General features: G+C 43.0%; 20 protein-coding genes. 9 read left to right on the top strand and 11 right to left on the bottom strand.

Annotated elements, in window-relative coordinates:
* Window positions 1–14: 14 nt before the first annotated feature.
* The 4 genes from LRQ06_RS03495 to xni all read left to right on the top strand — a co-directional run bounded on the left by LRQ06_RS03495 (window position 15) and on the right by xni (window position 6294).
* On the top strand, window positions 15–2282 hold the full coding sequence (locus LRQ06_RS03495; RefSeq protein ID WP_232765049.1) for a tetratricopeptide repeat protein: 2268 nt from the start codon (window positions 15–17) through the stop codon (window positions 2280–2282).
* A 298-nt stretch (window positions 2283–2580) separates the two neighbouring features.
* Entirely contained in the window at window positions 2581–3861 is a 1281-nt protein-coding gene (locus LRQ06_RS03500) for a GGDEF domain-containing protein (RefSeq protein WP_232765050.1), read from the top strand.
* A 227-nt stretch (window positions 3862–4088) separates the two neighbouring features.
* Entirely contained in the window at window positions 4089–5447 is a 1359-nt protein-coding gene (ppnN, locus tag LRQ06_RS03505) for a nucleotide 5'-monophosphate nucleosidase PpnN (protein WP_232765051.1), read from the top strand.
* Between the two features lie 61 nt (window positions 5448–5508).
* Window positions 5509–6294: a flap endonuclease Xni gene (xni, locus tag LRQ06_RS03510; protein ID WP_232765052.1), complete on the top strand. Its 786-nt coding sequence runs from the start codon at window positions 5509–5511 to the stop codon at window positions 6292–6294.
* Window positions 6295–6354: 60 nt separating this feature from the next.
* Here the strand turns inward: xni and rlmM are convergent, their stop codons facing one another.
* From rlmM to pomA, 8 genes are all read right to left on the bottom strand, one after another.
* Window positions 6355–7446: a 23S rRNA (cytidine(2498)-2'-O)-methyltransferase RlmM gene (rlmM, locus tag LRQ06_RS03515; RefSeq protein ID WP_232765053.1), complete on the bottom strand. Its 1092-nt coding sequence runs from the start codon at window positions 7444–7446 to the stop codon at window positions 6355–6357.
* The gene (locus LRQ06_RS03520) at window positions 7443–7844 is read right to left on the bottom strand and encodes a DUF423 domain-containing protein (protein WP_232765054.1); all 402 of its coding nucleotides are present in this window, start codon (window positions 7842–7844) and stop codon (window positions 7443–7445) included. Before LRQ06_RS03520 ends, rlmM begins: the two co-directional genes overlap by 4 nt.
* The gene (locus LRQ06_RS03525) at window positions 7837–8460 is read right to left on the bottom strand and encodes an alpha/beta family hydrolase (protein ID WP_232765055.1); all 624 of its coding nucleotides are present in this window, start codon (window positions 8458–8460) and stop codon (window positions 7837–7839) included. Before LRQ06_RS03525 ends, LRQ06_RS03520 begins: the two co-directional genes overlap by 8 nt.
* Window positions 8453–9361: a transcriptional regulator GcvA gene (locus tag LRQ06_RS03530; RefSeq protein WP_232765056.1), complete on the bottom strand. Its 909-nt coding sequence runs from the start codon at window positions 9359–9361 to the stop codon at window positions 8453–8455. Before LRQ06_RS03530 ends, LRQ06_RS03525 begins: the two co-directional genes overlap by 8 nt.
* A gap of 51 nt (window positions 9362–9412) precedes the next feature.
* Window positions 9413–9661: a hypothetical protein gene (locus LRQ06_RS03535; RefSeq protein ID WP_232765057.1), complete on the bottom strand. Its 249-nt coding sequence runs from the start codon at window positions 9659–9661 to the stop codon at window positions 9413–9415.
* Window positions 9662–9715: 54 nt separating this feature from the next.
* A complete protein-coding gene (thiI, locus tag LRQ06_RS03540; RefSeq protein ID WP_232765058.1) occupies window positions 9716–11164 on the bottom strand; it encodes a tRNA uracil 4-sulfurtransferase ThiI in 1449 nt (482 codons plus the stop codon).
* Window positions 11165–11319: 155 nt separating this feature from the next.
* On the bottom strand, window positions 11320–12270 hold the full coding sequence (locus LRQ06_RS03545) for a flagellar motor protein MotB (RefSeq protein WP_232765059.1): 951 nt from the start codon (window positions 12268–12270) through the stop codon (window positions 11320–11322).
* A 24-nt stretch (window positions 12271–12294) separates the two neighbouring features.
* Complete coding sequence (gene pomA / locus LRQ06_RS03550) at window positions 12295–13059, bottom strand: flagellar motor protein PomA (protein ID WP_232765060.1); 765 nt, start codon at window positions 13057–13059, stop codon at window positions 12295–12297.
* Window positions 13060–13395: 336 nt separating this feature from the next.
* Between pomA and xseB the strand changes: the two genes are divergently transcribed.
* Genes xseB through dxs form a run of 3 tightly spaced genes read left to right on the top strand, consistent with a single transcriptional unit; the run spans window position 13396 to window position 16424 of the window.
* Window positions 13396–13650, top strand: coding sequence for an exodeoxyribonuclease VII small subunit (xseB, locus tag LRQ06_RS03555; RefSeq protein WP_232765061.1), 255 nt, complete (start codon window positions 13396–13398; stop codon window positions 13648–13650).
* A 9-nt stretch (window positions 13651–13659) separates the two neighbouring features.
* Window positions 13660–14541, top strand: coding sequence for a (2E,6E)-farnesyl diphosphate synthase (ispA, locus tag LRQ06_RS03560; RefSeq protein WP_232765062.1), 882 nt, complete (start codon window positions 13660–13662; stop codon window positions 14539–14541).
* A gap of 23 nt (window positions 14542–14564) precedes the next feature.
* Window positions 14565–16424: a 1-deoxy-D-xylulose-5-phosphate synthase gene (gene dxs / locus LRQ06_RS03565; protein WP_232765063.1), complete on the top strand. Its 1860-nt coding sequence runs from the start codon at window positions 14565–14567 to the stop codon at window positions 16422–16424.
* A 54-nt stretch (window positions 16425–16478) separates the two neighbouring features.
* Here the strand turns inward: dxs and truC are convergent, their stop codons facing one another.
* On the bottom strand, window positions 16479–17195 hold the full coding sequence (gene truC / locus LRQ06_RS03570) for a tRNA pseudouridine(65) synthase TruC (RefSeq protein WP_232765466.1): 717 nt from the start codon (window positions 17193–17195) through the stop codon (window positions 16479–16481).
* Complete coding sequence (locus tag LRQ06_RS03575) at window positions 17195–17566, bottom strand: YqcC family protein (protein WP_232765064.1); 372 nt, start codon at window positions 17564–17566, stop codon at window positions 17195–17197. The genes truC and LRQ06_RS03575 overlap by 1 nt, the downstream gene beginning before the upstream one ends.
* A 26-nt stretch (window positions 17567–17592) precedes the next feature.
* Between LRQ06_RS03575 and LRQ06_RS03580 the strand changes: the two genes are divergently transcribed.
* Complete coding sequence (locus tag LRQ06_RS03580) at window positions 17593–18639, top strand: DUF3549 family protein (protein ID WP_232765065.1); 1047 nt, start codon at window positions 17593–17595, stop codon at window positions 18637–18639.
* Complete coding sequence (locus LRQ06_RS03585; RefSeq protein ID WP_232765066.1) at window positions 18639–18932, top strand: DUF3301 domain-containing protein; 294 nt, start codon at window positions 18639–18641, stop codon at window positions 18930–18932. The genes LRQ06_RS03580 and LRQ06_RS03585 overlap by 1 nt, the downstream gene beginning before the upstream one ends.
* On the opposite strand, the gene LRQ06_RS03590 is transcribed toward LRQ06_RS03585, so the two are convergent.
* The gene (locus LRQ06_RS03590; protein ID WP_232765067.1) at window positions 18892–19383 is read right to left on the bottom strand and encodes a GNAT family N-acetyltransferase; all 492 of its coding nucleotides are present in this window, start codon (window positions 19381–19383) and stop codon (window positions 18892–18894) included. The genes LRQ06_RS03585 and LRQ06_RS03590 overlap by 41 nt on opposite strands.
* Window positions 19384–19585: the final 202 nt, after the last annotated feature.

Below are 19585 nucleotides of genomic sequence, written 5' to 3' on the forward strand. Positions count from 1 at the left end.
ATTTTGGAGTATTAATGTTCTGTCACCTGTGGAGAAACGTCGCTTTTATTTTACTTATCCTGCTATTTAATAATGCGTGGGCAAATGGTTATACATCTGCAGAGCTGAATGAGGCAAATACCTTAACCGATATTTCTCCGCAACAAGCCAAAACGTTGATGACTCAGTATCTAACAGAGCGGAAACTTGCAGAAGCATCAGAAAAAACGCCATCAACTGTTTCAAGAAATGATACTGATATCCAGATAAGAACCCCCCGTTCAACAGTTGAAGCACTACAAATACTTGCAAATGCTAATTTTGCACTTGGTGAAAAAAAACTGGCGATGTCACATGTGGCAGAAGCCAAAAGAATGGCCAAACAATATCAGTTAACCATACTGGAACTCGATCTTGAATTACAGACTATACGACTTAACTGGGAATCCACGCACGACTCATCTGAAGCGCGGGCGGAATTGCGTTATTTAGTGACGGTTATTGATGGTCTGAAAGACGTCAAACCGTTAACTAAAAATATTCAGCACAACATTCTGATGTTCAGAGCGAAAATAGCCTCTTATGAGAACGACAATGAACTGGCAAACATGCTGTATAAACAGGCTAAACCTTATATTGATCACAGTTCGTCAACAAAGACCAAGATTCACTATCATCTGGAACTTGGGCAACACTATCTTAATCACAGCAACTATAATCTGGCATTATCTGAATTACTGATAGCGTACTGGAGTGCTGTAGAAACAAATTCCAGTGCTCAGTTAGCTAAGGCAAATACATTACTGGCCTGGTTATTTGAAAACAGACATGTTTACAACCAGGCACTCATTTATCTGTCTCAGGCTGCTGATTTTTATGATAATTATGATCATTCTCTAATTCTGGCCACAATATTAAACCAGATGGGAAACATCTATTATCGTCAGGGAAAATTCAATCTGGCTCTGGTTCACTACCTTAATGTTCTCGATCACCAGACGCTAGAACATAATCTGTCGCAGTTTATTGAAGTCCGGATTAATCTCGCAGCTACGTATATTCAGCTTTATAACTACCCGGTTGCTGAAGACTATCTTGATATAGCGACATCACTCCTGAAAAAAACCTCTTTTACTAAATTAAAAGCAAAAGAAAAACTACTGCAGGCCCGGCTCAATTTTCGTCAGAAATTTTATAAAAAAAGCCTGACTGAGGTGAATAAATCGTTAATTTTTGCAAAAAAATCAGCAGATAAACAAACTGAACTCGAAAGCTATCAATTACTGAGCGCCATTTACAATCAGAGAAAAGATTACAAAAACGCACTGAGTTATGAAAAGAAATACAATCGCCTGAATAAAGCTCAGCAAACCACGCTGAATCAGCTTAGTGAAGATGCATTTAATCAACAAAAAGAATTTGTAGAACAAACACTTCACTTAGTTGGTCAGGAAAAAAGGCTAAAACAAAAAGAAGAAGACTACCGTAAATTAAAATCCATTACTTATGCACTGTGCGCCATCCTGTTCGTTTTCTTCATTCTTTCGATCAAACGCGGTATCACCATACGCCAGAAAAACAAAGAAATTGATCAGATTAACGAACATTTATTCACCCACTCCCGCTCCCAGCTCAGCAATTTAAGAATGCTAAGCGTGAATCTTCCTTCCTCTATGCGTCAGAGTAGCCGCAATTATGAACAATGGCACATTGGTGAATTGATTCATGAGCCTCTGAATGACAGACTGCGTTTCGCAATGATCGACATTCCGTTTCTGCGAAATATGTACCTTGAATATGGATTTACCGCCGGAATGGAATTAGAGCATGCCTTTGGCCAATATTTAAAAAGTAAGCTCAAAAATAATACTCGTCTTTTTCACTTTACCGATGCAAACCTGCTCTATGTGGAAAATAATCTAGACAGAGACACTCCACCACAGGATCTGTTCAATAAAATTAAGCAATGGGTCGATGAATTCCAGCCATCCCGTCCATTAAACCGGATTATTCGGATTGGAATTGCCGACTATCCGTTTCTGCCAAAAGCTTATACATCTATCAATGATAAAGAATTACTGGATATCCTGCTAATGGCCACCAGTGTTTCAAGAGAACTCAGTATTCAGGATAAAACCAGCCACTGGGTTTATCTTAAAGCCATTGACAATGCTCCGGCAGCCAGTTTTGCATCAGATAATATCCGGCGTTCCTGTAAACAAGCCATTCATCAAGGCCTGATTAAAGTACATTCTTCGCACAATAATGAAGATATCATTAAAAAATTGCTCAAGAAGCACTAAAAGATGTCGATATATTTTTTTGATAACGGGACTTGGCGATAAATTCTGGTACTATTGATAAGTTGGCGAGTAATCATTGATCTTTGCTTGTGGATTCTGAAAAGAGTTTTAAAATACCAAATGCAGATACGTTCACAGTAAAACTGCTTGGATATAAGAAAAGCATGGAGGTCAAAAACGTTAACGCGTCATTTATTCTGTTCCGGCAAGCAGAAAAATGAGGACAGCAACGTCAGATTTAACTTCATCAGACATAAAAACGCCCGAATTCGAATTTTTCACCTAACAGATGTTGACTATGGAAAAACAACTAACAAATCTTGCCCCTCAATTACGTCAAGGTGGCGAGATGTTACTGCGTCTCCCGGGCCTTCCGGCAAAATTGAAAAGAGACTTACGAGATCTTCTGAATTTTCCAACCAAAAAATCAGCATCTCTGAGCGATCAGACAACACGCCTTTTAGGACTTTATGAACGCTCTATAAAAATCATGGCCTCCAATCCGCACATGTCTGAATTTGAGCGGAGTAATTCAACTGAACAGGATCTGTTAGCCCAACTTTCATCAGAACTCCAGACACTCATCACAGAACTTGATTTTGAAGGCGAATATGGCGAAAGGCTGTATGACATCCGGGCAAAATTACTCATCGGTGTCAATGGGCAGGAACTGTTAGATCTGACCTTAAACGTTCTCGAACTGGTTGTCCATGGCACAGAACATGAGAGAAAGGCCTCTGAAAAATTTCTTCATGATCTTAGTAACAGCGTATCAACACAATTAAAAGCCAGCTCGCAAAATGTCACCCAGAGTAAAAATAACTCTGAAAACCGAGGGGAAATGTATCAGGATCTGTCCAAACTTCTTTCCCGGAGTCAGGATATCCTCAACAGAAACGACGATCTCGAATCGATGAAATCCCGGTTAAATCCGGTTTTCTCTGAATTAGCCCTTATTATCGAAAGACTGGAAGACGCCGAAAGTAGAGAGAAAACGCTGATTGAGCGGATGGAATTTCAAAAGTCGCAAATAAAAACACTTCGAGACAGCACTCATGACTACCGGCACCGTTTAGAGGAACAAACGGCGAGATTACAACAGGATCCGCTGACCAAAACCTACAACCGAAACGCGTTTTATAACAAACTGGAGCACGAATATCACCGCTGGATAAAAAATCAACTTCCGCTTCGTATTGTCCTGTTTGATATCGATAATTTTAAACATCTGAATGATCAATTCGGTTTTACTGCCGGAGATAAAGCATTGAAAATCATCGCTCGCACAATTCACAGCCATATTCCATCGAATACGGTTTTGGCCCGATTTGCCGGCGAAGAATTCATAATTATGTTTCCCGATTGTGATAACGATTCAACGTTTAAGGCTGTTGAACAAATCAAAACAAAAGTGTCACAATTACCCTTCAAATTCAGAAACAAAAGCATTCAAATAACGCTTTCAGCAGCAAGTACTGAATTTATCGAAAGCGATACTCCAGAAGAAGTACTCGATCGTATCAGACATTATCTGAACGAAGCAAAAGAATCAGGATCCAGCCAATTTTTGTGGAAGTAACAAAGGCCACAATACACAATCGGTTATAAAACAAGCAAACAATCCATCCTATTAATGGCTATCTTCACACTGATGACGAATACTTATTTCTCCTATTGTCATTTTTACGCTACATTGAAACTCTAAAATCAAAAAGTTAGACAGCTTCAGTCATATTGCTCAGAGCAAAACAGAGAATATTGCTCCTATTCTAAAAACAAAAAAGATCTCTTATAAGGGAGGCGCCAATGATTACACATATTAATCCAACAGGCAGCATGGACTTACTTTCCCAGCTGGAAGTTGAACGACTAAAGAAAACAGCCTCAAGCGGCGACCTTTACGAACTATACCGAAACTGCACCCTTGCTGTTCTCAATTCAGGCAGCCATACAGACAACTCAAAAGAACTTCTCGATAAATACCAATCGTTTGATGTCAACGTTCTCAGACGTGAACGAGGAATGAAACTGGAGCTGATAAACCCTCCGGCTCATGCTTTTGTTGACGGGGACATCATCAAAGGTATCCAGGAACATTTATTTTCAGTACTGAGAGACATCGTGTATGTCAACATGCACCTCAGAGACAGCCACGCTTTCAATCTGGATAACTCATCTCACATCACCAACTTAGTTTTCAGTATTCTCCGAAATTCCGGAACACTGACCCCGGGAATTGTACCGAATATGGTTGTTTGCTGGGGTGGACATTCCATCAATGCAACCGAATATCAGTACACAAGGGAAGTCGGAAGCCAGTTGGGGTTACGGGAACTCAATATCTGTACAGGGTGCGGCCCGGGAGCAATGGAAGGACCGATGAAAGGTGCAGCTATCGGGCATGCCAAACAACGTTATAACAAGGCTTGCTACGTCGGTTTAACCGAACCATCCATTATTGCTGCAGAGCCACCAAATCCAATCGTAACCGAACTGGTTATTATGCCTGACATAGAAAAAAGGCTGGAAGCCTTTGTCCGGTTTGCTCATGGTATCATTATTTTCCCCGGTGGCCCGGGCACCGCAGAAGAACTGCTGTACATTCTTGGTATCATGATGCATCCGGAAAATGACACACAACCAATGCCAATCGTATTAACCGGACCAAAAGAAAGCGAAGCTTATTTTCGTTCACTCGACAAATTCATTTCTGAAACATTAGGTGAGCAGGCAACCAGGCATTATAAAATCATTATTGATAACGCCCCCGAAGTCGCCAGAATTATGAAAGAATCCATGCCGGAAATCCGACAGTACAGGAAAGACAGTGGCGATGCCTATTGTTTTAACTGGTCACTGAAAATTGATCCGTCATTTCAGCATCCGTTTGAACCAACACATGAAGCCATGGCAGCACTTGACCTTCATCATAATCAGGCACCGGATCAACTGGCAGCAAACCTGCGCAAAGCTTTTTCCGGTATTGTTGCCGGAAATGTCAAAGCGGACGGAATCCAGACTATTGAAGAGCACGGACCGTTTTTACTTGATGGTGATAAGGCATTAATGAAAAAAATGGACCGGTTACTCAGCGACTTTGTTCAGCAGAACAGGATGAAACTTCCGGGTGGGCATGCCTATGAACCCTGCTATCAAATAATGTAAGGTAGTAATCTGAATCAGTTAATTTACAATAGGGGCTTCGGCCCTTATTTTTTTTCTGATTATGTCTATACACCTTGTTATTATTGATGCATTAAATCTGATTCGACGCGTTCACTCTGCTCAGCCGGATCCTGCCGATATCGACCGGACTATTGAGACAACGAAAAGGACTCTGACCCGAATCATTAATGAATCCAAGCCAACCCACATTGTGGCTGTTTTCGATCACAACAGTGATGACAGGGGATGGAGAGCCAGTTTGCTTCCGGAATATAAACAGGGAAGAAAACCCATGCCGGTACCGTTGCAGGAAGGAATGGATGTCATTCAGCAGGCGTGGTGGGAATTAGGCATCGACTCTCTGCTTTCCAGCGGAGATGAAGCGGATGATTTGGTTGCAACGCTGGCAATAAAAGTCGCCAAACATGGTGAAAAAGTCACCATCATTTCAACAGATAAAGGCTATTGCCAGATTCTGTCCCCAACCCTTCAAATCCGGGATTACTTTCAGCACCGGTGGTTAGATGCCCCTTTTGTAAAAAAAGAATTTGGCGTCCAGCCTGAGCAGTTACCTGATTACTGGGGGTTTACCGGTATCAGTTCCAGTCAGATATCCGGCGTTCCAGGACTCGGCCCCAAGGCAGCACAAGACATATTATCCACTTACCCGACTCTGGAAGAAGCCTTTCAGGCCAGTGATATACCGAAAAAATATCAAAATAAAATGGAAGATAATTACGAGCTGGCATTAGCCTGTAAACAGGTAGCAACGTTAAAAACTGACCTGGAACTGGGATTTAATCTTCAAGACATCCGTTATCCGTCACATCAGGCAAACGAAAGCTGAAGATGACAAAGGAAGCAGAGCCTGAGCTTCCTTTGTTCGCTGATGCTCCGTCATTGAATATTAATGAGGAGAAATATTAGAGAGGCTCTGAATATGAACGGTAATTTCTTCCCGATCATGGTACAAATGTTTCGCCTGAAGTTTGAATTTCACACCATTTTCTTTCAAGAATATTTTGAGGTTTTCAATATCCTGCAGCACCTCATCATAACGCCCTTTCATCGGCAGTTTTAAATTAAAAATGGTTTCTTTAGCCCAACCGCTTATTATCCACTCTCCCATAAGCTGAGCGACCCGGGAAGGCTTTTCAATCATATCGCAAATAAGCCAGGTTATATTTTTTCTCGGTGGTTCGAATTTAAAACCGTCTGCCATATGATGCTTTACCTGCCCCGTTTCCATCAGACTGTCAGCCATTTGTCCGTTATCTACCGCATGAACAAACATCGAACGTTTGACCAACTGATAAGTCCAGCCACCGGGACAGGCACCTAAATCCACGCCCCACATTCCTGGGGCCAGTCTTTCATCCCATTCATTTTTCGGGATAAAGACATGAAACGCTTCTTCAAGTTTTAATGTGGAACGACTCGGTGCGTCTGCCGGAAATTTAAGGCGGGGAATTCCCATGAAAAAAGCCGAATTGTTACCCGGATAAGAAAAACCGGTAAAACAGTGGCCGGGCTCTGTAAAACAAACATGCATAACTGGTTTTTTGACATTCTCTTTTTCAAAAAGAAACCCTTTACCTCTCATTGCCTGCCTGAGAGGTACCGTAAATTTCCGACAGAATTTCAACAATTCCTTTGCTTCATTGGTATCCGGCGTTTCGATCCGCAAATCACCACAACGGGGGAAACCATCACCTTCACTGATTGCAGATAAAATCGGGCTGATACGATCCTGAACCGGTAAATCCTCACATTCAGCCACAACCGCAAACATCTGGCGGGAAAAAATAAGCGTATTAAATTCCAGTTCCTTTATCAGACGATGTGCATCGCCATCTTGATAACATTCAAACAAAACAAACCCCGAATTCGGCTTAAGCCGTGGAAAGCCATAGACTTCAATCCGGGCTGCTTTATCCTGAATTTCACCTGCACATTCTTTTTCAAAACCAGGCCGGCAATAAAGCATCAACTGTTTCACAGACTTACCTCTTTCATTTTAAATGCCGCTATAAGTATCATGATCCAGCCGATAATAAAAAATAATCCACCGACAGGTGTCACCGGACCAAACCATTTAACCCCAGTCATGGCGAGCAAATATAAACTGCCACTAAAACAAAGGATGCCGATAGTAAAACAAAAACCGGAGCGATTAAAATATTTTTGAGCTTCAGGGTTACCAGACGTCATAAAACTCAGTACACAAGCCAGTATCAGGGCAATAGAATGAATCAACTGATAGAAAACGCCTGTTTTAAAAACGTCCAGAAGATAGGGGGAAAGCGCCCCTTTGAGCCCGTGAGCTGCAAAAGCCCCCAGTATTACACCTGTTGCACCAAAAAAAGCGCCAACGGATAAAAAATAACGACTAAGCACGATATGCCTCCAGAATAAACGTTGCTAACATTTCTGCTGCTTCTGATAAATTTTGTTCCTCAGACAATCCGGATGCCTTTCGGGGCTTGAAACTATGATCCCCATCCTTTAAGAAACGAACCGTTATCTGATCGGATAATGACATTAATTCCAATTCTTTACGGTTTCCGAATGTATCCCGTTCCCCCTGAAGAATCAGCCCCTTTTTCCGGAACATTTCCAGGTGCTTGCCTTTAAAGTTTTCCGGCTTACCCGGAGGATGAAACGGAAAACCCAGGCAGGCAACAGCTTTGACCTGCTTATTATCTTCCAGTAACGAAGCCATACGGCCTCCCATTGATTTTCCCCCGATGACGATACCATCTGGCCGGGCATATTTTTCAATCACAGCTTCATAGGCTTCCAGCAACTTTGGCGACCGGTCCGGAGGACGTCTTTTATTAAGTTCTTTTTGCTTAATCATATAGGGAAAATCAAACCGTATTACACAAATCCCCTTTTTTTCCAGATATTGAGCAATGAACTCCATAAAGGGATGTTCCATACCCGCTCCGGCACCATGAGCAAAAATAAATGCAGGCTGTTCCAGAGAACCGTTAATAATGACATTATTCATCCAGCATTTCCTCCTGTTCCTGTTTGGCTCTGGCTATCATCCAGTCACGGAAAGTGGCAATCCGGCCAGTATCCGCCTGCTTCTCATGACAAACGACATAAAAGGCATTATCCGTCATCAATACCTTATCAAATGGTGCGACCAACCGGCCTGATGCCAGCTCAGGCTGCGCAAGGACATTATTACCTAATGCCACTCCCTGACCATGAGCCGCCGCCTGCAACACCATGGTTGAATGACTGAAAATAGGCCCATGGTTCACATTAACACCGGAAATATCATTCTCTTTAACAAACTGCTTCCACTCCTGACGGGAGGTATCATGAAGCAATGTATGACCGGCCAAATCAGACAATTCAATCAGAGGCTTTTCACCATGGAGTAACAGTGGCGAGCACAAAGGAATTAAAAACTCCTGATACAATTTGTCCGCTCTTAACCCCGGCCAATGCCCCTTACCATAATAAATTGCGACATCAACATCGTCGAACAATGAACCTTCATCCTTATCAACTGCTTTTATCCGAACATCAATATCCGGTTGTTGCCGGTTAAAATCAGCCAGCCTTGGAACTAACCACTGAATGGCAAAACTAGGAGGAAGACTGATCGTTAAAGCGCCTTTTTCACTTCTTTCAAGCAACTTATCCGTGGCTTCCTGAATGGCAGAAAAAATATCTTTCATATCTGAAAAATAATTTTGTCCTTCTTTCGTCAGCAATAAGGAGCGATTTCTTCTTTTAAAAAGCTTTAATCCGAGAAATTCTTCCAAGGTTTTAATCTGATGACTGACAGCAGCTTGTGTAACGTACAATTCTTCCGCAGCTCTTGTAAAACTAAGATGTCTTGCCGCCGACTCAAAAACCCGGAGCGAATTTAAAGGAGGAAGCCTCTTAATCATTTTTTCTTTCCAAACCTATCTATTAGTTTTTCTTATGCGAAACATTATAAATTATCCATTGCTGAGGTGCGACAAAAATTCTATATTCATTCCCGCAAAACAAGCCTTAACAACCTGATTCTCCTTGGAATCATTGAGTCTTGTGTTGCGATGTTGTGTTTGCAAACTCGAATTTCGAGTTCGGTAGATTTCTACCATTTTTTGCGCAGTCATTCTGCACAAATCTATACTTCCTGTATTTATTTTTTTGACCTGTCTGTCAAATTTAACACCGCCGGTTGGCGGTGTTTTTTTATGCATAAAAAAACCGCAGCACTACGGCCACGGTTCATAACAAGACTCATACGGCTTCAATTAAGGACGGTACACCTTAACGTTATTAAATCCTTGCTCTTTAAGGTACAAAGCCTGCAAACGGCTCATAACTCCCCGTTCACAATACAAAAGATACGTTGCTGATTGGTCCAGGTCACCGAATTTCGTAGCGAGTTTATAAAATGGAATGTGTACCACTTTCACGCCTTCAACTTCTAAAGGGTTATGCTCTTCTTCTTCCGGGCCTCTAATATCTAAAACAACCGCATTAGACTGAACTGCATCCACTAATTCGACTTCCGGTGCCTCCTGCTCAGTCTCTTTCGCAATGTCCCGGATATCCATTTGACGGGCATTAAATACCACCTGTTCAAGAACAGAAAAATCGAATTTATCTTCCTCGGCTTCCAGTTTTTCTTTTATGGCTTTAACGGTTGGTTTTTTTGAAATGACACCACAATATTCCGGCATAGTTTTTGCGAAATCTTCCGTACCAATATCCCGGGCCAGATTAATAATGTCTTCTTTATCCCAGTTAATCAAAGGACGAAGAATCAAGCGATCCGTCACGCCATCAATATGACGCAGATTAGTCAGTGTCTGGCTGGATACCTGCCCCAACGCTTCCCCGGTTACCAGTGCCTGAATACCAAATTTTTCAGCAATCATTCCGGCAGCACGCATAAACATGCGCTTAAGAATGACCCCCATCTGACCGTCGTCCACTTTTTCAAGGATCTCTGCTACCACAGGTTCAAAATCAACGGCAATAAAACGGACTTTGGCCGATGACCCATATTTATTCCACAGAAAATGAGCGACCTGTTTAACACCGATTTCGTGCGCTGGACCACCAAGGTTGAAGAAACAGTAGTGAACTTTAGAACCTCGTTTTATATGCAGGTAACTGGACACCCCTGAATCAAAGCCACCGGAAATCAGGCTAAGCACATCTTCCTGTGTTCCTAAAGGAAAACCACCAAGTCCCTTATGACGGGCAATAACCTGGTTCAAAATTTCATTTGAAACTTCAATGTTGACAGTAACATCCGGGTTTTTCAGTTTTACCTTAGCGGATTCAATAGCCTGATTTAAACCACCACCGACATAGCGCTCAAGTTCAATAGACGTAAAATCGTGTTTCCCGCGACGCTTAGCACGAACAACAAAGGTTTTCCCTTCAACCTTATCCCGGTTTAATTCCAAAACCTGCTCATAGATATCATGCATGTCTTTAAATTCGGACTGCTGAACTTCAAGAACATGATGAATACCCGGCGTCTGAGTCAGGATTTCAACCACTTCGGGATAAAAATCTGATGTCGGTGCCGTCACTTCAATGTGATCCCTGCGGTTAAATACCGCAACAGACTGAGTTCGCTTCTGAATAATGTTACGAATATTCGATTCTAAAATGCGGGTAAACCGTTTACGTACCGATTCACTTTTAACGAAAATTTCTGGATGAGGCTTAACTATAAATTTCATTGGTCTGTTCGCAATATTACTCTGCTGGGTGGAAGTAACTCAGGGCTACCGTAAAGGCGCAAGATTATACACAAGAATGAAGGAATGAGGAAAGCGAATAAAAACGGGAAAGCACATTATCTTTCCCGTTTTTATGAAATATTAAACGATGAGCATCAGGGCTTAACAGCCTTAACTTCTTTACTGTAAATCGGTTTACCCTGAAGAATACCGATTTCTACCCGCCGGTTAAGCGCCCTGCCCTGAGGGGTATCATTGCTGGCGATAGGCTGGGTATCAGCCATCCCCAGAACTTCCAGCCGGTTATGATCAAATCCCGGTACTTTCTCCATTTCCTGAGCAACCGATACAGCCCGCTGAGCAGAGATATCCCATTTAGAGCGATAAAGCTGAGAGTCAAGAGGCTGATTATCTGTATGCCCCGAAATTCTTACAGTACCAGGTATATCTTTTACTAACTCAGCGATTTGTCTGACCAAAGGCCGGAACTTAGGCTGCAAGAATGCAGAACCACGAGGGAAAGCGCCCTTTTCACGAATTCTGATAACAATCTCCTGCCCCAGATTTTCAATTTCGATGGCACCCTGTTCAATTTCACGGTTCAGTGCTTTTTTCAGACTCTCTAAAACCGTCTCCATCTCTTCCGTTGTTGCCTGAGATTCCTGAGCCTGTTGTTGCTCAGATTCGGAATTCTGATTATCCTGAGTTGAACTTTCTGGTGATTTGCCACCATTCTGCTCGCCGGCTTCCCGCTGAGAACCACCAGCCCTGTCTTTATCCCCTTCCTGGAATTCAAGTGACTGTTGAGTGATATCAATCGTTTGCTGCATGATGACATCGATCGGTGTGGGTTCCGGGCGTCCCGGTCTGAATTCCTGAGCAATAACACTGGTTCCTTTCGGAATATCCTTAACCTCTAAACGATTTTGAACACCAAAAGCAAATTTCATTGAACCGGCAATCTGCTTGAACTTCAGTACATCCATCTCAGAAAAAGACAATAGAAGTACAAAAAAGCACATCAAAAGGGACATTAAGTCAGAAAATGTTCCCATCCACAACGGAAGCCCCGGTGGCGGACATTTACACTTTTCTTCATCATCCATACGACAGTTGCCTAAATCAGAGTGTTATTCATTATCGATATCCAGAGCCCGTTTACCTTCATTGAGATAATTTTTCAGATAACTATCAATAACCCGTGGATTTTGCCCATCCTGAATAGCAAGTACACCATCCATGATTAAACGTCTGTTTAACGTTTCCTGTTCCCGGCGTAATGACAACTTGTCAGCAATTGGGAAGAAAACCATGTTTGATAATACCGCTCCGTATAACGTTGTTAACAACGCAACCGCCATCGCCGGACCGATAGATTTTGGGTCATCCATATTGGACAACATCGCCACCAGCCCCACAAGCGTACCAATCATACCCATCGCAGGCGTTACGTCACCAAATGCCCGGAATACCGCCGTACCAAACTCATGTCGCTCATCCGTTAGCGAAATATCTTTCTGTAATGCTGCTCTGACAACATCGGCATCATGCCCATCAACCAGTAAATCAATCCCTTTCTGCATAAAATTATTGGAAATTTCCATTTCTTCTAACGCCAGGAAACCACCTTTACGTGCTGCATCAGCCATTTCAACAATTTTAGCAATCAGGTCTTCCGGTTCATCGGCTTTAAACATAAACGCTTTGGCTGCTATCTTGCCAGAACCAAAAAATTGCCCCATGGTAAACTTCATCATAACAACGAATGCTGAACCACCGACAACAATAAGAATGGAAACCACATCAACGAACATTGACAGACTTCCACCAAGTACCATTGCCATGATGACCATACCTAAGCCACCAAGTAATCCGACCAGTGTTGCTATATCCACAGAGTAGCCCTCATCTTTTTTGTTCCCTTCTACGCCACTATCTCATTATCGGCTCTAAAAAAAAATCTTTAATTAAATTGTTGGATCACATCAAATATCTGCACAATAAGTTTATACTCAATCCTCGTAGAAAGTCATATTACAGTTCAATTTCATCAGATTTTTCCGACAATAGATATTCTTCTGTTTAGAAAGAATGTGATTCTGTTTACAATTTATCGTGAATATCCCCATGTAGCTTCAGAGGTATCCGGGTATACAAATAAAAGCAGTAATATTTGACCAACTACCGCCCCTAAGGTAAGTTTCCACCAAACCATTTTATTGATATACGTTATGGCAAGTAAAAAACCAGAAAATATGTCTTACGAGGCAACCATTGAAGAACTGGATTCCTTGGTAAATCAGCTTGAAAACGGCGATCTATCACTTGATGACGCCCTGAAAAAATTTGAACGGGGCATCACCTTAGCAAGAGCCGGACAGACCAAGCTCAATGAAGCAGAGCAGAAAGTTCAGATTTTACTCAATAACAGCGATGATGCCCCGCTGACAGAGTTCACTGATTCATCCGATAATTCGCCGGAGTAGTATCAGGTAATGAAGGATCTTGCAGTATATCAGAAACGCAACAATCAACAGCTTGACCAATGGTTAGATACATTGCCATATCAACATCAGGATTTGATTCAGGCCATGCGCTACGGGCTCCTGTTAGGAGGTAAGCGGGCCAGACCTTATCTTGTCTATATCACCGGGCAAATGCTGGGGTGTGAATTAAAGGATCTCGACACACCGGCATCGGCCATCGAATGTGTTCATGCCTATTCACTGATTCATGATGATCTGCCGGCAATGGACGATGACGAACTTCGCCGCGGCCATGATACCTGTCATATAAAATTTAATGAAGCAACGGCCGTCTTGACTGGCGATGCGTTGCAAACTTTCGCCTTTACCATTCTTTCTGAAGGACCTCTTTCTGAAGACGGAGAGCTCAACCGTATCAAAATGATTCAGGCTATGGCTCAGGCATCGGGAGCCAATGGTATGTGTTTAGGGCAGGCCCTTGATCTTGAAGCAGAGAGCAAACAGGTACCCTTGTCTCAGTTAGAAGAAATTCACCGAAATAAAACCGGTGCTCTAATCAATTGTGCTGTCCGGTTAGGCGCTCTGGCTGCCGGGAAAAAAGGCATCGATGTTTTACCTCAGCTTGAATCATTTTCACATGCAATAGGCTTAGCCTTTCAGGTACAAGATGATATCCTAGACATTATTAGTGACACAGAAACGCTGGGTAAACCACAAGGCTCCGATTGCAAACACAATAAGAGTACTTATCCGTCACTATTAGGATTAGAGGGTGCGAAAAATAAAGCGCAGGCGCTCCTTGACGAAGCTCTGCAAGCGCTGAACTCTATTCCTTACAATACAGAATTACTTGAACAATTCGCCCGATATGTTGTCGAGCGCAAAAATTAATATAAGATCACTAGCGCCTAATTATGACCCTTGATATTTCAAAGTATCCAACTCTGGCTCTGGCCAATGAGCCCAATGAGCTAAGAACATTACCAAAAGAAGCCTTGCCAAAGCTCTGCGAAGAGCTACGCACGTACCTTCTCAACTCAGTCAGTAAGTCAAGCGGACATTTAGCATCAGGGCTGGGAACGGTCGAACTCACTGTCGCACTTCATTACGTTTATAATACGCCTTTTGATCGTTTAATCTGGGATGTGGGGCATCAGGCATACCCTCATAAAATCTTAACCGGCCGCCGCGATAGAATGTCGACAATCCGCCAGAAAAATGGATTACATCCATTCCCCTGGCGTGAAGAAAGTGACTACGACACGCTGTCGGTCGGTCATTCCTCTACCTCTATCAGTGCCGCTTTAGGAATGGCGATCTGTGCAGAAAAAGAAGGCAAATCCCGTAAGGTGGTCAGTGTTATCGGTGATGGCGCTATCACCGGGGGAATGGCTTTCGAAGCAATGAACCATGCCGGAGGCATTCATCCGGATATGCTGGTCATCTTAAATGATAACGAGATGTCAATCTCAGAAAATGTGGGCGCGCTGAATAATCATCTTGCACAACTTCTTTCCGGAAACTTTTATACCTCTATCCGGGAAGGGGGTAAAAAAGTCCTGTCAGGACTGCCTCCGATAAAAGAACTGGTGAAAAAAACAGAAGAGCATCTGAAAGGCATGGTCGTACCGGGAACCATGTTTGAAGAGCTGGGCTTTAACTATATTGGACCAGTTGACGGGCACGATGTGGTTGAACTGGTCAAAACACTAAAAAATATGCGAGAACTGAATGGCCCGCAGTTCCTTCATGTCATGACCAAAAAAGGCAAAGGACATGAACCGGCTGAAAAAGATCCGATAGGTTATCATGCCGTACCTAAATTTGACCCAACCGATGATACATTGCCCAAATCGACAAGCGGCAAACCCACTTTTTCTAAAATTTTTGGTGATTTTCTGTGTGATATGGCAGAACAGGATCCGAAATTAATGGCCATCACCCCAGCCATGCGTGAAGGTTCGGGCATGGTTCGTTTTTCTAAAGAATTTCCTGAACAATATTTTGATGTTGCCATTGCAGAGCAACATGCTGTTACGTTAGCCAGTGGTATGGCGATTGGTGGCTACCACCCTATCGTTGCCATTTATTCCACGTTTTTGCAACGCGGATACGACCAACTCATTCACGATGTAGCAATCATGAACCTCCCGGTCATGTTTGCCATTGACAGAGCCGGACTGGTCGGAGCCGATGGACAAACCCATCAGGGTGCCTTTGATCTGAGCTTTTTACGCTGTATTCCAAATATCGTAGTCATGACACCAAGTGATGAAAACGAATGTCGCCAAATGCTGTACACAGGCCATCAGCACAGAGGCCCAAGTGCAGTACGTTACCCCCGGGGTAGTGGTACAGGTGCAGTTCTTGATGATACTTTTAACGAATTACCGATTGGTAAAGGACGTATTATTAGAAAAGGTCAGAACGTTGCCATTTTAAACTTTGGGACGCTTCTGCCTTATGCTAGGGAAGCAGCAGAAAAACTTGATGCGACCATTGCCGATATGAGATTTGTAAAACCACTGGATAAAGCACTGGTTCTTAAACTGGCAAGAAGCCATGATGTGATCGTCACTCTGGAAGAAAACGTCATTGCCGGTGGCGCCGGTTCTGCCGTAACCGAATTCCTGATGAAAGAAAAATGCATCAAACCGGTACTGAATCTGGGACTGCCTGACGAATTCGTCCATCAGGGTACCCAGCAGGAACTTCATACCGAACTGGGGCTCGATGCCGAAGGCATCGAACGGGCCATCCGGGACTACTTATAGCCAGGGGCTGTTGATGCCATATAAGCGATAAAAAATCCCCTTACCGGGGATTTTTTATAACGTCCAGTTAAATTCCTGCATCAGATGCTGCCATGTCCCGTCCAGCGATGCGTTAATGTCTACCCGCTCCTGTGTAAACGGGTGAATAAAAGATAACCGGGTTGCATGTAAAAGCAGACGATGAGAATGATAATGCTCCCGGAAAAGACGATTGTGCTTGCCATCACCATGAGTCGTATCACCAATAATGTGGTGACTTAAGTGGTGCATATGTCGTCGCAACTGATGCTTCCTTCCCGTCTTAGGTTTCATTTCAATCAGACAATAACGGCTGGCGGGAAACCGCCCAGTCGAAAATGGCACTTCCACTTTAGCCAGAGGACGATATTCCGTAATGGCAGACTGAGCGTCTTTATCCTGCTTGGCATACTTGTCCGCAATCTTATCCAACTCTTCTTTGAGTGGATAATCCAGAACTCCCGGTGTCGGTATCCATCCTCTTACAATAGCGTGATAGACTTTTTCCATATCATGTCTGGCAAACATTGGCGCCATTTCCGATGCATATTCCCCGGATAACGCAAACACCAAAACCCCTGATGTCGGACGATCAAGACGATGAAGAGGAAAAACGTGTTGCCCTATTTGGTCCCTCAACGTTTGCATAACAAAACGGGTTTCGTGTTTATCCAGCCATGAACGGTGAACAAGCATTCCTGCCGGTTTGTTCACAGCAACAATATAAGCGTCCTGATAGATAATCTCTAATATCACTGACAAACCCTTTCGATTTCCCGAAGAATCTTCAGAATGGTAGCCATAGCCGGTTTCTCTTTCCAACATTCCTCAAAATACGGAGTCATGGTAAACCCATTAGGAATGGATTGCAGTTGAATAGCCTGATTCATTTTAGGTATAAAAATCCATTGCAACCACTGGTGAGGCTCTAGTTTATCCATAGCGAAAGGAGTCCGACTCAGCAATATCTCCTGCTCCGGGGACTCCTCATCCCATAAAGACTGCATTGTCAATGCATCTTCGAGATCATGTAATAAATTACGAATATCAGTAAAATGGGTCATTATCTTATGGTGACTTTTCTTCTGGACTTGAAAACAGCGGATAGAATACCATTTATTCATGATGTACTCCGAGAAACATTGTTCCAATGACTAAAATTTCAACTTTGACCGAACTGCTAAACGAGAGTGGCTGTGACTATCTGATATTTGATCTTAGCCGCCGGGTATCTCAGATCCCACCAGCAGACTTTGCAAAAATAGAAGAAGGTCAGATGCCCTATCCGGCGCCTGTTCAGCGTAAAGCTAACTTAGCAATTTCCTACTGGAATAAAAAAAGAGAGCCATGGATTTGGTTTTTAAAATTTGAGTTAGATGAACGGGGATTACTAAAATCAACCGATATTGGACAGTTTATCCGCTATGTCATTGAAGCCATGGGCTCCAGACTTTCCGATGATATGACAGAAGAACAGCAGGAAAAGCTGGCCAATAACCCTTATACCTACCGGCCACCGGAAGAAAAGTTAGCCATTTTTCACAGTCTGCTCCGGGCAAAACTCAATCTGCCCTGTAGTCAATACTATGAGCATGCTCAACATTACATGAGTGGAGGTCTCGGCTGGGATAACTGGCAAACGGTCGGGTTACAGGGGATTTCAGACATATGCGCCCGGATTTCACATGAGCAGAATTCCATATTACTCAGAAAAGCATTACGTCAGTTACCAAATCCGCCTAAATATGCTCTTTTAGGTGTTCTGGAACATATCGAATTACCCAATTCTCTGGCAAAAACACTGGAAGAACTGACAGAAGATGAATTGAAGAAAACAGAAATTGACTTATTTCTGCTGGCGGCTTATGTCAGGGCATTAGCCGGGGCTCAGGAAAAACAACTGGCCTCAGTATGCAGAAAGTTACTAAACGATCCCTTTTTAAGTCACAAAGAAATCTTAATTGCGATAGCTGGCCGCAGTGCCTCTATTCTGCGTGATCCAATACTGGCCCAACAGTTTCTGATACGTCTGGCGGAAAGCAATGATCAAAACTTCTTTAATCAGATATTTGCCGATTTAGTCATGCAGCCAACACTCCGGCACGTTTTCCTGACACTTCTTCATTCCGATGCAACCGAAGAACTTCAGACCGCATTACTTACACTACAGCAATCAACAAAGCGAACCGCCCGCTAATGGATACTTTGATCTGGATTTTACTTCTGAGTTTATTTTGCTTTCTGTTCTGGCAGCAAAGCCGACAAAATGAAGAAGCCAAAAGACACATCAATGCCAAATGCGAAGCTCTGGGCCTGCAAGTCGTCAGCATTGCACGTGCAGGCCACCGAATCAGAAATAACGGCCGTTGGTACTGGCATACCCGATACCTTTTTGAATTCTCATCTCAGGGCGATGACTGTTACGAAGGGTATCTGGATATGATCGGCTTCATAGCGGTAAAGTTCTGGATTCCTCCACATCGCATATAAAGAAGAATTCATCCGGCTTTCTGCCATAAGACTGAAAACCTAACTTATTTAACAAACGGACTGCCGCCTTATTTTGAGCCTGAACGGTTGCTTTGATTTCAGTCAGAAAACAATTCTGGGCACGCATATTAGGAATAAAGGACTTCAAAGCTTCATACGCAAACCCTTTTCCCCAGTAAGCTTTATCAAAAATAAACAATAAATCACCAATACCTTTGCTCACTGACAACTGAATATGACCGATGTATTCCCGGTTATAATTATCCAGAACCGCCATAGCAAAAATATCGGCTGAAACCAGAAGCTGATGAAACCGTTCACGGGCAACTGAAATCGTTAGCGGCCCCCCTAAAAACGCCCGGTTTTTAGTACAACAATTTAGCATCAGAAAATTAGACTCAAACAACTCTGTATATGGGAGCAATAAGGCCCGTTTAGTCGCAATTGTCACAAACTGTCCTTGTTTTGCCAGAAGCAAATAATTATGTAATCTAAAACGGCGAAAGTGTAACGCCGTCGTTCGGGAGTTGAAACCTTTATTTCGTCAGAATTCTGTTTCAGTTGAATCAGAACAAAGGAAACCCCCGCTACCGGAAAGGTAACGGGGTCTGGTCTAAATGCAGCTTTCCGGCTACGGGTATGCGTCCTGCCTG

Origin of the sequence: Vibrio salinus (assembly GCF_021272385.1) — a bacterium.
In the GTDB taxonomy this organism is placed as follows: domain Bacteria; phylum Pseudomonadota; class Gammaproteobacteria; order Enterobacterales; family Vibrionaceae; genus Vibrio; species Vibrio salinus.

Coding starts and splice junctions, on each gene's coding strand:
- dxs (WP_232765063.1), top strand. CDS start 14,565: ATGACCCTTGATATTTCAAAGTATCCAACTCTGGCTCTGGCCAATGAG.
- thiI (WP_232765058.1), bottom strand. CDS start 11,164: ATGAAATTTATAGTTAAGCCTCATCCAGAAATTTTCGTTAAAAGTGAA.
- ispA (WP_232765062.1), top strand. CDS start 13,660: ATGAAGGATCTTGCAGTATATCAGAAACGCAACAATCAACAGCTTGAC.
- xni (WP_232765052.1), top strand. CDS start 5,509: ATGTCTATACACCTTGTTATTATTGATGCATTAAATCTGATTCGACGC.
- LRQ06_RS03500 (WP_232765050.1), top strand. CDS start 2,581: ATGGAAAAACAACTAACAAATCTTGCCCCTCAATTACGTCAAGGTGGC.
- LRQ06_RS03585 (WP_232765066.1), top strand. CDS start 18,639: ATGGATACTTTGATCTGGATTTTACTTCTGAGTTTATTTTGCTTTCTG.
- LRQ06_RS03535 (WP_232765057.1), bottom strand. CDS start 9,661: ATGCATAAAAAAACACCGCCAACCGGCGGTGTTAAATTTGACAGACAG.
- LRQ06_RS03580 (WP_232765065.1), top strand. CDS start 17,593: ATGACTAAAATTTCAACTTTGACCGAACTGCTAAACGAGAGTGGCTGT.
- ppnN (WP_232765051.1), top strand. CDS start 4,089: ATGATTACACATATTAATCCAACAGGCAGCATGGACTTACTTTCCCAG.
- xseB (WP_232765061.1), top strand. CDS start 13,396: ATGGCAAGTAAAAAACCAGAAAATATGTCTTACGAGGCAACCATTGAA.
- LRQ06_RS03495 (WP_232765049.1), top strand. CDS start 15: ATGTTCTGTCACCTGTGGAGAAACGTCGCTTTTATTTTACTTATCCTG.
- LRQ06_RS03530 (WP_232765056.1), bottom strand. CDS start 9,361: ATGATTAAGAGGCTTCCTCCTTTAAATTCGCTCCGGGTTTTTGAGTCG.
- LRQ06_RS03525 (WP_232765055.1), bottom strand. CDS start 8,460: ATGAATAATGTCATTATTAACGGTTCTCTGGAACAGCCTGCATTTATT.
- LRQ06_RS03575 (WP_232765064.1), bottom strand. CDS start 17,566: ATGAATAAATGGTATTCTATCCGCTGTTTTCAAGTCCAGAAGAAAAGT.
- LRQ06_RS03545 (WP_232765059.1), bottom strand. CDS start 12,270: ATGGATGATGAAGAAAAGTGTAAATGTCCGCCACCGGGGCTTCCGTTG.